The sequence below is a fragment of the Streptomyces sp. NPDC031049 genome, assembly GCF_055571015.1.
In genome coordinates this window covers 230,975-243,420 of record NZ_JBVIGC010000013.1, presented here as the reverse complement: position 1 = coordinate 243,420, position 12,446 = coordinate 230,975, and the positions used below count along the sequence as shown (strand labels likewise).

9 protein-coding genes and 2 tRNA genes are annotated in these 12,446 nt (G+C 70.2%); 3 read left to right on the top strand and 8 right to left on the bottom strand.

The window, feature by feature from the left end; all coding sequences use genetic code 11:
* Positions 1 to 304: 304 nt before the first annotated feature.
* Positions 305 to 1,081, bottom strand: a complete 777-nt coding sequence (locus ACZ45Q_RS23035) for an isoprenyl transferase (protein WP_468264408.1) — start codon at positions 1,079 to 1,081, stop codon at positions 305 to 307.
* 410 nt (positions 1,082 to 1,491) lie between these two features.
* Positions 1,492 to 1,564, bottom strand: a tRNA-Ala gene (locus ACZ45Q_RS23030).
* Positions 1,565 to 1,759: 195 nt separating this feature from the next.
* Here ACZ45Q_RS23030 and ACZ45Q_RS23025 point away from each other — a divergent pair.
* Positions 1,760 to 2,308: a helix-turn-helix domain-containing protein gene (locus ACZ45Q_RS23025; RefSeq protein ID WP_468264406.1), complete on the top strand. Its 549-nt coding sequence runs from the start codon at positions 1,760 to 1,762 to the stop codon at positions 2,306 to 2,308.
* A 59-nt stretch (positions 2,309 to 2,367) separates the two neighbouring features.
* On the top strand, positions 2,368 to 3,753 hold the full coding sequence (locus ACZ45Q_RS23020; protein ID WP_468264404.1) for a serine/threonine-protein kinase: 1,386 nt from the start codon (positions 2,368 to 2,370) through the stop codon (positions 3,751 to 3,753).
* Here ACZ45Q_RS23020 and ACZ45Q_RS23015 read toward each other — a convergent pair.
* Together ACZ45Q_RS23015 and ACZ45Q_RS23010 are read right to left on the bottom strand one after the other, a co-directional pair.
* A complete protein-coding gene (locus tag ACZ45Q_RS23015) occupies positions 3,717 to 5,015 on the bottom strand; it encodes a hypothetical protein (protein ID WP_468264402.1) in 1,299 nt (432 codons plus the stop codon). The genes ACZ45Q_RS23020 and ACZ45Q_RS23015 overlap by 37 nt on opposite strands.
* Positions 5,016 to 5,153: 138 nt before the next feature.
* On the bottom strand, positions 5,154 to 5,282 hold the full coding sequence (locus tag ACZ45Q_RS23010) for a DLW-39 family protein (protein WP_003999697.1): 129 nt from the start codon (positions 5,280 to 5,282) through the stop codon (positions 5,154 to 5,156).
* 326 nt (positions 5,283 to 5,608) lie between these two features.
* Between ACZ45Q_RS23010 and ACZ45Q_RS23005 the strand changes: the two genes are divergently transcribed.
* The gene (locus tag ACZ45Q_RS23005) at positions 5,609 to 6,004 is read left to right on the top strand and encodes a DUF6344 domain-containing protein (protein ID WP_468264400.1); all 396 of its coding nucleotides are present in this window, start codon (positions 5,609 to 5,611) and stop codon (positions 6,002 to 6,004) included.
* A gap of 374 nt (positions 6,005 to 6,378) precedes the next feature.
* Here ACZ45Q_RS23005 and ACZ45Q_RS23000 read toward each other — a convergent pair.
* From ACZ45Q_RS23000 to gyrB, 4 genes are all read right to left on the bottom strand, one after another.
* Positions 6,379 to 6,452 (bottom strand) — tRNA-Ile (locus ACZ45Q_RS23000).
* A gap of 101 nt (positions 6,453 to 6,553) precedes the next feature.
* Positions 6,554 to 7,294, bottom strand: a complete 741-nt coding sequence (locus ACZ45Q_RS22995; protein ID WP_468264398.1) for a DUF3566 domain-containing protein — start codon at positions 7,292 to 7,294, stop codon at positions 6,554 to 6,556.
* An 18-nt stretch (positions 7,295 to 7,312) separates the two neighbouring features.
* On the bottom strand, positions 7,313 to 9,910 hold the full coding sequence (gene gyrA, locus ACZ45Q_RS22990) for a DNA gyrase subunit A (RefSeq protein WP_468264396.1): 2,598 nt from the start codon (positions 9,908 to 9,910) through the stop codon (positions 7,313 to 7,315).
* Between the two features lie 42 nt (positions 9,911 to 9,952).
* Complete coding sequence (gene gyrB / locus ACZ45Q_RS22985) at positions 9,953 to 12,007, bottom strand: DNA topoisomerase (ATP-hydrolyzing) subunit B (protein WP_468264394.1); 2,055 nt, start codon at positions 12,005 to 12,007, stop codon at positions 9,953 to 9,955.
* Between the last annotated feature and the right edge of the window lie 439 nt (positions 12,008 to 12,446).

Genomic DNA, 12,446 nt, shown 5'->3' with positions numbered 1-12,446 from the left:
ACTCGCGCCGGGCTCCGCGCCGCTGGAGGGGAAGGGGACGGGCCGTGGCTGACCGATCGGAGAAGGCCCGCTGGACGTCGCCGCTGCGGCGGCGGGGGGGGGGGGGGGGGGGGGGGGGGGAGGGGGACGGGGGGGGGGGGGGGGGGGGGGGGGGGGGGCCCCCCCCCCCCGCGGCGATGTCATGGTCGATGTTTCACGTGGAACACCGGATCACACGGAACTGTGGATCACCTCGAACAACGGAGCACGCCGAACAACGGAGCAGTCGCGGCGCCTCACGCCGGCCGGCGAGCTGCCCTCCCGCTCAGCGGCCGTACCGGCGTTCACGCAGGGAGTAGGAGCGCAGGGCGCGCAGGAAGTCGATCTCACGGAAGTCGGGCCAGTAGGTCTCGCAGAAGTACATCTCGGCGTACGCGGACTGCCAGAGCAGGAACCCGGACAGCCGCTGCTCCCCGGACGTACGGATGATGAGGTCGGACTCCGACCGCGACTTGGAGTACAGGTGCTTGGAGATGTGCTCCATGGTGAAGGTCTCGATGAACTCGTCGAGGTCCCCGCCCTTGGCACTGTGCTCCACCAGAGCCGACCGGACGGCGTCGACGATCTCCCGCCGGCCTCCGTAGCCCACGGCGACGTCGACCTTCGTGCCCCCCTTGCGCCCCTGTGTGGCGGCGGTGGCCGTCTTCAGCCGGGCGGCGGACTCGGCGGGCAGCAGATCCAGGGCGCCGACGACCTCGACCGGCCAGGGGTTGCCCGGCGTGGCCAACTGCTCCACGACCTCGGCGATGATGTCGATCAGCGGGGTGAGCTGCTCCTCGGGCCGGTGCAGGTTGTCGTCGGACAGCATGTAGAGCGTGACGTGCTCGATCTCGGCGGAGTCGCACCAGCGCAGGAAGTCCAGCACCTTGGCCCCGCCCGCCCGGTAGCCCTCGCGCGGGTCGTCGATGCCCGACATCTTCGCCCAGCGCCGGTTGCCGTCCAGCATGATGCCGATGTGCTGGGGGCGTGGGCGGCCCTCCAACTCCCGGACCAGTCGCTTCATATAGAGCGCGTCGAGAGCGGCTCGTACCTTCGCCCGCATGGTCTACCCCTTCCACCTCGTCGGCAGCGACCGAACGGCTCCGACGGCGATGAGCCACTTGGCACCGCCCCGCAGGGGTGGGGATACCGGTGCCCTCTGGAGTGACGATATCAAGAGCAGACATCCCCTCCTCCGCAGCGAGCCGAGCCCCTCCGCGCCCCACCCCGGAGATCATCAAAGTCCTTCAGGACCAGGCGAGTTGGCCGCGTACCGCATTCCCGGCGGCGGCACCTTCCAGGCAGAGCGGGTTTGACCGGCAAGGGATCGATGCGATAGAGGCACCCGACCGGCCGGTGGGTTCCCGCAGCGCCCCGGCCGACGCTCCGAGCAGAGCCACCAGCAGGGACACAAGCAGAAGCAAACCCCCTCCGATCCGCGTTTCCACAGGTCGGAGGGGGTTTGCGTGGGAGTGGAGCCTAGGGGAGTCGAACCCCTGACATCTGCCATGCAAAGACAGCGCTCTACCAACTGAGCTAAGGCCCCGTGAGAGGAGCGTCCGGCCGGGGAGACGTCGTAAGGACATCGTCCCGGTGGGGCGCCGCAGACAAGAGTACCGGGTCGCCCCCCGTATCTCCCAAAAAGATTGGGGGTCCCGGGGAACGACCACGCTCCGTAAGATGCTCGGCGTGGTTCGCTGGAGCGAACTGCGGTTTTCAGGGGAAGCGATGGGGAGACGCAATGGACGCCGCACAGCAGGAAGCCACCGCAAGAGCGCGGGAACTGCAGCGGAACTGGTACGGGGAGCCGTTGGGGGCGCTCTTCCGTAGGCTCATCGACGATCTCGGTCTCAACCAGGCTCGTCTGGCGGGGGTTCTGGGACTGTCCGCACCGATGCTGTCCCAGCTGATGAGCGGCCAGCGCGCGAAGATCGGCAATCCGGCGGTGGTCCAGCGGGTGCAGCTGCTCCAGGAGCTGGCGGGCCAGGTCGCGGACGGCAGCGTGAGCGCGGCCGAGGCGACCGAGCGCATGGAGGAGATCAAGAAGTCCCAGGGGGGCTCCGTGCTGAGCAACACCACGCAGACGACGAGCAGTTCGGGCGCTCCCACGGTGAAGCGGGTGGTCCGCGAGATCCAGTCGCTGCTGCGGTCGGTGGCCGCCGCCGGCGACATCATCGACGCGGCGGACGCCCTCGCGCCCACCCACCCCGAGCTGGCGGAGTTCCTCCGCGTGTACGGCGCCGGCCGCACCTCCGACGCGGTCGCGCACTATCAGTCCCACCAGAGCTGACCCCGGCCGATCGGGGGGCTGGGCGGCAACGGGCGCAGGGGGAGGAGCGACGCACAGCCATGGGTGAGGTGTTCGCCGGGCGCTACGAGCTGGTCGACCCGATCGGGCGCGGCGGGGCAGGCGCCGTCTGGCGTGCCTGGGACCACCGCAGGCGCCGCTATGTGGCCGCGAAGGTGCTCCAGCAGCGCGACGCGCACTCCCTGCTCCGCTTCGTCCGGGAGCAGGGCCTGCGCATCGACCATCCCCACGTCCTCGCCCCGACCAGCTGGGCCGCCGACGACGACAAGGTCCTGTTCACCATGGACCTGGTCGCCGGCGGCTCCCTCGTCCACCTCGTCGGTGACTACGGCCCCCTGCCGCCGGCCTTCGTCTGCACCCTGCTCGACCAGCTGCTGTCCGGTCTGGCCGCCGTGCACGCGGACGACGTCGTGCACCGCGACGTCAAACCCGCCAACGTGCTGCTCGAAGCCACCGGCAGGGGCCGGCCGCGGCTGCGGCTGTCCGACTTCGGCATCGCGATGCGGCTGGGCGAGCCGCGGCTGACGGAGACCGACCTGGTCGTGGGGACGCCCGGCTATCTGGCGCCCGAGCAGATGATGGGCGCCGACCCGGACTTCTCCGCGGACCTGTTCGCCGTGGGGCTGGTGGCGCTGTATCTGCTGGAGGGCGCCAAGCCGGACGCCAAGGCCCTGGTGCAGTTCTTCGCCGAGCACGGGACGCCGGGGGCGCCCAAAGGCATTCCCGAGCCGTTGTGGCAGGTCGTGTCCACGCTGCTGCAACCGGACCCGGCGGCCCGGTTCCGTACGGCCACGGGGGCCCGCAAGGCGCTCGCCGCGGCGGCGGAGCTGCTGCCGGAGCCGGGCCCGGACGACGAGCTGATCGAGATCTTCGACCAGATCGGACCGCTGCCACCGGGTTTTGGTCCCGACGGCCCGGACGGCCCGGCCCAGGACCCAGAGCACCCGACCGGCGCCTCGGATACCGGCAGCTTCCCTCTGCCGCCGCCGGCACCACAGAACGCGTCGGCACCCGAGGCACCGGCACCGGCACCACAAGCCTCACGCGCGCCGCAAACCCCGCCCCCGGCGCATCAGCCACCCTCACCGAGCCCGCACACCCCACCGCCCCCCTCACCGACGCCGCCACCGCAGCCCTCACACGCCGGCCCGCCCCCGTACCACCCGGCGCACCTCCTGGCACCCCCCGCGTCCCCGCCGCCGTACCACCCAGCAAGCCCGACCGGCCTCGCAAACCCCGGGAGCCCAGCCAGCCCGGAGCACCCGGACCCCCCGACCGCCACGTACACCGCCCAGCCGCCCCCGCGGCACCGCGCCCGCGCCGTCCGTGCGCGTCGGCCCGGCCCCCCGGCCGGGGTGGCCGTCCCGCTCCTGCTGCTGGCATTGATCTGCTACGCGGTGGGTTTCTGGGCCCTGGCCCGGATCTGAGCGACGGCCGTCCACGCCCCGAGCCCGACCAGCAGCAGGCTCCCGGTGCCGATCCCGCCCACCGCGAGCGCCTTCATCGCGAGCCGGTCGTCCGAGGCCCCGCCCGCAGCCGCCCGCTCCCGGTCCCGCTCGGTGACCTGGAAGATCCCGCCGGGCACCGGCTCACCCGCATAACCGGGCCCGGCTCCCGCCGCGCCGTCGAGGCGGACCCGCAGCGTCAGGGCGAACGGCCCCGGCCCGAAGGCGTCGGCCACCTGGGCCGCGAGGTGCACGACGAGGTAGTGGGCACCGGCGAACCGCATCGCGCCGACCCGCTCGGCGACGGCCCGGCGGTTGCCGTACTCGACCGGCGGGAGCGGGTCCAGGGCCGCCGTCGTCCGCCGGCCGGTGTAGCCGGCGCCCGCGTCGTCGACCAGGCCGCGCACCGGATTGTGCAGCGCCAGGTTCAGCGCGGCGGGCGCGTACCCGCCGCCGCCCTCGCCGGAAGCGCTCAGTTCCGCGGTGGCGTGCACCTGCTGGCCCCAGTCGACCGGGACCCGGTAGTACAGCGTCTGCCCGGGGCGGATGTCGTCGCGCCAGACGCCCTCGCCGAGCGGTGCCGCCCCGGCGAAGCCCCGGCCCCCGTGGCGGCGTACGGGCTCTCCGGCCTGCGGTTCGGGCGAGGCGGAGTCCCACGCCCCGGGCGCGGGGGAGGCGCCGCCGTCCGCCGGGCGCGGCTCGGTGGCGGTGGTCAGCTCCAGGTCCCAGTCACCCGGCGGTGAGTCCTGCGGCCGTACCCGCTCGACGGCCACGTAGTAGTTGCCGGCCTCCTGACACCGCGTTTCGTCCGGGCCGACTTCCCGCATGCCCCACGCCGTGACCGGACGGGCGCTGCGGGCGGCGCCGAAGGTCGCGCTGTCCAGGGAGCACGGCCTGCCGTCGGCGTCCCGCATCCGCACCCGGACCCCGTCGGCGGCGGAGACCTCGCCGTCGTCGGCGGGGACGGCGGTGACGGAGACGTACGCGTTCGACACGGCGTCGAGGTCGAGGCGGAAATAGACGGTGCCGTTCCGCGGCAGTGAGCTGGTGTACGGCTCTCCGGGCTCCAGCCGTACGGCGTCGGCGGTGCTGTCCGCCGCCTCGGCCGGCCGGGCGTCCGCCGCGAAGCCGTACCCGCCCTCCGCGTCCGCCGCCAGGGCCGCGCCACCCGGCAGCAGCGCGGTGGCCGCACCGACCAGGACGACCAGCGCCCGGACCCCCGCCCCCGTACGTCGCCCCGTCATCACCAGCCCCCTCCCGGTGTCTCCGCCGCCCATACTGCCCCGTGGCCCGGCGCGCCACCCGTGCGATCGCCTCGGGCAACACAAAACCCCGACCGTGATGACGGCCGGGGTCTGTTCAGAACCGTATGTCGGTCACACTCACGAACCCGTGGGCACGGAGTCGGTCGCCTCCGTCCACAGATCCTGCTCGGCGCGATCCGCCTGGATCTGGCGGTACACGAGGAGCCCGCCGATGGCGGCCAGTGCGACCAGGAGAAGCTTCTTCACCGCGCGACCTCGTCTTTCCTTGACGTAGGGGACCTCTGGCGCCCGACTATACACACCGACCGATATCGATCGGTGACCTGTGTGGGGCGCCAACTCCCGTTCGCCTTCTCGGAATAAGCCGCTCCGATCAGAGGGTGATCGCACCCGTACGGACGGTCACTTTGCTCCCACTTCTTCGCTCTGGGCCGGTTTTGCCACCCCTTGCGGCCATCCGGGTGGTGTTCATCTGAACATCGACGCGCCACGGGCGTCGGTCCACCACTTCGCGGCCCGCATACACATCATGAGGAAAGTACGCAAATCGCCCAACCCGAAAGTGAGGGGCCATGGCCCGGAACAAGGTCATGAAGCTGTGGACCGGCATCGTCACCGCCTTCCTCGCGCTGTTCACGGCGCTCGGACTCATCACGACGACCGCCTCCGCGGCCGTACCGCAGACCGAGACGACCCGCAACAGCGACCACGACGGCGACACCGGCAGCAGTGATCCGCGGACGACGGTCCACTCGGCGTCCTCCTGGTCCTGGTCCCGAGCCGGCGCCCTGCCCCCCACGATGAAGCAGCGCATCCGCGCCGAGGCCCACGGCACCTCACCCAGCTGCCGCCACCGCCCCTCGACCGACGCTGCCGCCGCCGACCCGGCCGCCGCCCCGGCCCTCTGCGGCGCCGACGAGTCCGCGCCCGACGACCTCACCCCCGCGGCCACGCCCCTGCAACGGTGACCCCCGGGCACGTCCCCGCACGTGCCATCCCGCTCCATCCCCGTAGTACCGGCGATCTTGCGTACAGCACCGCCCAGAACCCGAGGCCCGGCGGCTCGAACGAGCCCCGGGCCTTTCGCCGCGCCCGCGCAGGCCCCCCCCAGGCCGGCCGTACCCAGGGGCGTCACCCCTGGCGGGCCACAGCCAGGAGGCGACGTCCCAGGCCCACTCTCCACGAAGCCCCGAGGGGCCACGCCCCACACCAGCGGGCGCCCCACACCCGACGCCTCACACCCGACGCCTCACACCCAACGGCAACGCGGCTACAGCAACGGCAACGGCAACGGCCCAAGCAAAAGGCCTCCGGTTCACATGAACCGGAGGCCTTCTCACTGTGGGGCTAACAGGATTTGAACCTGTGGCCTCATCCTTATCAGGGATGCGCTCTAACCAACTGAGCTATAGCCCCGCCGCGCTCTGCGGGCTGTGTGTCCCGCGCGCTGACTCCTGAAGATTAGCGCACGAGGGGGGCAGTCCCAAAATCGGTTCCCGGTGGCCCGTCAGCGGCCGTCACTCGTCCTCGGCGAGCGTCAGCTCCACACCGCCCACGAAGCCCGCGGAGAGGTTGTAGATGAACGCGCCGAGCGTCGCCAGCGCCGTCGCGAGCACGACGTCGATGACCGCGATGATCGACGTGAACATCAGGACGTTGGGCAGCGACAGGAAAGCCTGGAGGTCGAAGCCGTTCGACTCGTTGGACCCGGTCGCCTCGGAGATCGTGCCGCCGACCGTCGAGAAGACGCCCATGGCGTCCATCACCATCCACAGCACGGCGGACGCGACGATCGTGCAGATGCCGAGCGCGATGGAGAGCAGGAAGCTCACCTTCATCACCGACCACGGGTCGGCCTTGGCCACGCGCAGCCGCGCCTTGCGCACGCGCGGCACGGTCCGCGCGCCGGTGCGCGGGCGGCGTACACCACCGGAGGTGGCGCCCGCCTGGGCGCCGCCCTGGGTCTGGTAGGCCTGCGGCGGGTGGTAGGGCCCGCCGGGCTGCTGCGGCTGCCGTTCGCCCGGCAGCGGCGAGGCCGGCTGCTGGGTCTGCGGGCCTCGGGTGTCCGTCACAGTTCCCCCCTGGGATCCATGAGTCTCGTACGAGGATGAGGACGCGTGCGCGTGCGGTTCCGTTCCGCTCCGGGCCCCCTGAACCGCTTGCTGCCCAGCTCCGGACGCGGCGGAGCCACGGCCGCCGCCGTCCGCTTCCGTACCCGTCGAGGTACCGGCCGATCCGGCGCCCGTGGCTCCGCTCACGATGACTCTCTCCTCGTGCTACTCGTCCGAGGGCGCCTCACCCTCGTCCGTGCCGGTGGTCGCGGCACCCTCGGCGGTCTCGTCCACGGCCACGTCGCCGTCGACCTCCTCCGCCTCACGCCCCGCTTCGGCGTTGCGTGCGATACCGACCACGGCATCGCGCTTGCCCAGATTGATCAGTTGGACGCCCATGGTGTCACGGCCCGTTTCCCTGATCTCGTTGACTCGCGTGCGAATCACACCGCCGGAGAGGGTGATGGCGAGGATCTCGTCCGTCTCCTCGACCACCAGCGCCCCGACGAGTTCCCCACGGTCCTCCACGATCTTGGCGGCCTTGATGCCGAGGCCGCCGCGCCCCTGGACGCGGTACTCGTCGACGTTGGTCCGCTTCGCGTACCCGCCGTCGGTGGCAGTGAACACGAACGTACCGGGTCGAACAACATTCATCGAGAGCAGCTCGTCCCCTTCGCGGAAACTCATGCCCTTCACACCCGAGGTCGCACGGCCCATGGGCCGCAGCGTGTCGTCCGATGCGGTGAACCTGATCGACTGCGCCTTCTTGCTGATCAGCAGCAGATCGTCCTCGGACGAGACCAGCTCGGCACCGATCAGTTCGTCGTCGGTCCCGTCCTCCCGCTCCCGCAGGTTGATGGCGATGACACCGCCCGAGCGCGGGGAGTCGTAGTCCTTCAGCGGGGTCTTCTTGACCAGGCCGCCCTTGGTGGCCAGGACCAGGTAGGGCGCCGCCTCGTAGTCACGGATCGCGAAGATCTCGGCGATCGACTCGTCCGGCTGGAAGGCCAGCAGGTTGGCCACGTGCTGCCCGCGCGCGTCCCGGCCGGCGTCGGGGAGCTCGTAGCCCTTGACACGGTAGACGCGGCCCTTGTTGGTGAAGAACAGCAGCCAGCGGTGGGTGGTGGAGACGAAGAAGTGGTCGACGATGTCGTCTTCCTTCAGCTTCGTGCCTCGCACGCCCTTGCCGCCGCGCTTCTGCGCCCGGTAGTCGTCGGTCTTGGTGCGCTTGATGTAGCCGCCGCGCGTGACCGTGACGACGATGTCCTCCTCGGCGATCAGGTCCTCGATGGACATGTCGCCCTCGTAGGGGATCAGCTTCGTCTTGCGGTCGTCGCCGTACTTCTCCACCAGCGCCGCCAGCTCCGCGCTGACGATGCCGCGCTGGCGGACCGGGGAGGCGAGGATCTCGTTGTACTCGGTGATCTTCGCCTGGAGCTCGTCGTGCTCCTGGACGATCTTCTGCCGCTCCAGGGCCGCGAGGCGGCGGAGCTGCATCTCCAGGATCGCGTTGGCCTGGATCTCGTCGATGTCGAGGAGGTCCATCAGGCCGCCGCGCGCGATCTCGACGGTGTCGCTGCGCCGGATCAGCGCGATGACCTCGTCGATGGCGTCCAGGGCCTTGAGCAGACCGCGCAGGATGTGCGCCCGCTCCTCGGCCTTGCGCAGCCGGAAGCGCGTCCGGCGGACGATGACCTCGATCTGGTGGTTCACCCAGTGGCGGATGAACGCGTCCAGCGACAGGGTGCGCGGCACGCCGTCGACCAGCGCCAGCATGTTGGCGCCGAAGTTGGTCTGGAGGTCGGTGTGCTTGTAGAGGTTGTTGAGGACGACCTTGGCGACCGCGTCCCGCTTGAGCACGATGACCAGGCGCTGACCGGTGCGCGAGGACGTCTCGTCACGGACGTCGGCGATGCCGCCGATCTTGCCGTCCTTCACCAGGTCGGCGATCTTCTGCGCGAGGTTGTCCGGGTTGACCTGGTAGGGCAGCTCCGTGACGACCAGGCACTGGCGGTTCTGGATCTCCTCGACCTCGACCACCGCGCGCATGGTGATCGAGCCGCGGCCGGTGCGGTACGCCTCCTCGATGCCGTTGCGGCCGACGACGAGCGCGCCGGTCGGGAAGTCGGGGCCCTTGATCCGCTCGATGAGGGCGTCGAGCAGCTCCTCGTGCGAGGCCTCGGGGTTCTCCAGGTACCACTGGGCGCCGGCGGCGACCTCGCGCAGGTTGTGCGGCGGGATGTTGGTCGCCATGCCGACCGCGATACCGGCCGAGCCGTTGATCAGCAGGTTCGGGAAGCGGGCGGGCAGGACGGTCGGCTCCTGGGAGCGGCCGTCGTAGTTGTCCGTGAAGTCGACGGTCTCCTCGTCGATGTCCCGGACCATCTCCATCGACAGCGGCGCCATCTTGCACTCGGTGTAGCGCATGGCCGCCGCCGGGTCGTTGCCCGGCGAGCCGAAGTTGCCGTTGGAGTCCACCAGCGGCATCCGCATCGACCACGGCTGGGCGAGGCGCACCAGGGCGTCGTAGATGGAGGAGTCGCCGTGCGGGTGGTAGTTGCCCATGACGTCGCCGACGACGCGGGCGCACTTGTAGAAGCCGCGCTCCGGGCGGTAGCCGCCGTCGTACATCGCGTACAGCACGCGGCGGTGGACGGGCTTGAGGCCGTCCCGCACGTCGGGCAGCGCACGCGAGACGATGACGGACATCGCGTAGTCGAGGTACGAGCGCTGCATCTCCGTCTCGAGCCCGACCGGCTCGACGCGCATCCCGGCGGCGTCGGGGTCCTCAACGGGCGTGACGGGAGTGTTCTCGTCGGTCATTGCTGGTGAAGGTCCTTCCTGGTGCGGTCAGCTGAGACCGACTCAGATGTCGAGGAAGCGGACGTCCTTGGCGTTGCGCTGGATGAACGCGCGGCGGGCCTCGACGTCCTCGCCCATCAGCACCGAGAACAGGTCGTCGGCCTGGGCTGCGTCGTCGAGCGTGACCTGGCCGAGGACGCGGTGCTCCTGGTCCATGGTCGTGATGCGCAGTTCCTCGGCGTTCATCTCGCCGAGACCCTTGAAGCGCTGCACCGAGTCGTCCTTGATGCGCTTGCCGGCCTGGCGGCCCATCTCGATCAGCGCGTCGCGCTCGCGGTCGGAGTACGCGTACTCGAAGTCGTCCTTGCCCCACTTGATCTTGTAGAGCGGGGGGCGGGACAGGAACACGTGCCCGGCCTCGACCAGTGGCCGCATGAAGCGGAACAGGAAGGTCAGCAGCAGGGTGTTGATGTGCTGGCCGTCGACGTCGGCGTCCGCCATCAGGATGATCTTGTGGTAGCGGAGCTTCTCGATGTCGAAGTCCTCGTGCACGCCCGTGCCGAACGCGGAGATCATCGCCTGGATCTCCTGGTTCTGCAGGATGCGGTCGATGCGCGCCTTCTCGACGTTGAGGATCTTGCCGCGGATCGGGAGGATCGCCTGGTACTCCGGGTTGCGGCCGGACTTGGCCGAGCCGCCGGCGGAGTCGCCCTCGACGATGAAGATCTCGCACTTGGTCGGGTCGTTCGACTGGCAGTCCGACAGCTTGCCCGGCAGGGAGGCCGTCTCCAGCAGGCCCTTACGACGGGTCAGGTCGCGCGCCTTGCGGGCCGCCACGCGCGCGGTGGCCGCCTGGATGCCCTTGCGGACGATGTCCGCGGCCTCGTTCGGGTTGCGGTCGAGCCAGTCGGCCAGGTGCTCGTAGACCACGCGCTGCACGAAGGTCTTGACCTCCGTGTTGCCCAGCTTGGTCTTGGTCTGGCCCTCGAACTGCGGCTCGCCCAGCTTCACCGAGATGATCGCCGTCAGACCCTCGCGGATGTCGTCGCCCGTGAGGTTGTCGTCCTTCTCGCGCAGCAGCTTCTTGTCCCGCGCGTACTTGTTGATGAGCGAGGTCAGCGCCGCGCGGAAGCCCTCCTCGTGCGTGCCGCCCTCGTGGGTGTGGATGATGTTGGCGAAGGAGTAGACACCCTCGGTGTAGCCGCCGTTCCACTGCATGGCGACCTCGAGGGAGAGGCTGCGCTCCTTGTCCTCCGCCTCCAGGTCGATCACCGTGGGGTGCACCGGGTCTCCCTTGCGGGAGTTGAGGTACTTCACGAAGTCGACGATGCCGCCCTCGTAGTGGTACGAGACGCTCTTGACCTCGTGCTTGTCGTCCTCGCCCGCCTCGTCCGCACCGGAGGTGGCCTTCGCGGACTCGCGCTCGTCGGTGAGGTTGATGCGCAGGCCCTTGTTGAGGAAGGCCATCTCCTGGAAGCGCCGCGAGAGCGTCTCGAAGGAGTACTCGGTGGTCTCGAAGATGTCCGGGTCGGCCCAGAAGGTGACCGAGGTGCCGGTCTCCTCGGTGGCCTCGTGCTTGGCGAGCGGCGCCGTGGGAACGCCCAACTTGTAGTCCTGCGTCCAGCGGTGGCCGTCGGTCCTCACCTCGACGGCGACCTTCGAGGACAGCGCGTTCACGACGGAGACACCCACGCCGTGCAGACCACCGGAGACCGCGTAGCCGCCGCCGCCGAACTTGCCGCCCGCGTGCAGCACGGTCAGCACGACCTCGAGGGCCGGCTTGCCCTCGGAGGCGACGATGCCCACCGGGATGCCACGGCCGTTGTCGACGACGCGGACGCCGCCGTCGGCGAGGATCGTGACGTCGATGGTGTCCGCGTGGCCCGCCAGTGCCTCGTCGACCGAGTTGTCGACGACCTCGTACACGAGGTGGTGCAGTCCTCGCTCACCGGTCGAACCGATGTACATACCGGGTCGCTTGCGGACCGCGTCCAGACCCTCGAGGACGGTGATGGCACTGGCGTCGTACGACGCTGCGTCGCCGTTGGCGCTCACCGCGTCGTTCACGCCGGTGTCGGTGGACGGGATGTTCTCGTTGGGGTTGCCGGAATCGGCCACGAAGCGCCCTTTCTGGCACAGCACGAGCCGGGCTCGGCGGGGTTGCCGGAGCGGCTGCGGCATGTTGCGTTGGTAAGCCTTGATCAGCGTTGCTCAGCTTTTCCCGGGCGGTCCCCACGGTGGGGGGCGGGATTGTCTTCCAGTCTACCGGTAGCACTGACATCGATGGGGGTTTGCCGGTACCTGAGTCCGCATGTGCCGCCCTCAACCGTCGCCGTCCGACTCCCGATATGCGGATGGGGGCCCCAAGAGGCTCACAGCGGCACTCAGCGCTTCCGCCCGTCAACCCTTGGCTACTTCGGAGTCAGGTCCCGATTCGCAACCGTGTGCGGTGGTACGACGAGAGGGGCGGGGGGGGGGGGGGGGAAGAAGAGAGGGAGGGGGGGGTTGGGGGCGTGTTCTCCCCTATAGAAGGGGGGGGCGAAAGAACCCAAAAACC

Excerpts from the sequence above, each read along its gene's own strand:
- ACZ45Q_RS23035 (WP_468264408.1), bottom strand. The coding sequence starts at position 1,081 with ATGCGGGCGAAGGTACGAGCCGCTCTCGACGCGCTCTATATGAAGCGA.
- ACZ45Q_RS23025 (WP_468264406.1), top strand. The coding sequence starts at position 1,760 with ATGGACGCCGCACAGCAGGAAGCCACCGCAAGAGCGCGGGAACTGCAG.
- ACZ45Q_RS23020 (WP_468264404.1), top strand. The coding sequence starts at position 2,368 with ATGGGTGAGGTGTTCGCCGGGCGCTACGAGCTGGTCGACCCGATCGGG.
- ACZ45Q_RS23015 (WP_468264402.1), bottom strand. The coding sequence starts at position 5,015 with ATGACGGGGCGACGTACGGGGGCGGGGGTCCGGGCGCTGGTCGTCCTG.
- ACZ45Q_RS23005 (WP_468264400.1), top strand. The coding sequence starts at position 5,609 with ATGGCCCGGAACAAGGTCATGAAGCTGTGGACCGGCATCGTCACCGCC.
- gyrA (WP_468264396.1), bottom strand. The coding sequence starts at position 9,910 with ATGACCGACGAGAACACTCCCGTCACGCCCGTTGAGGACCCCGACGCC.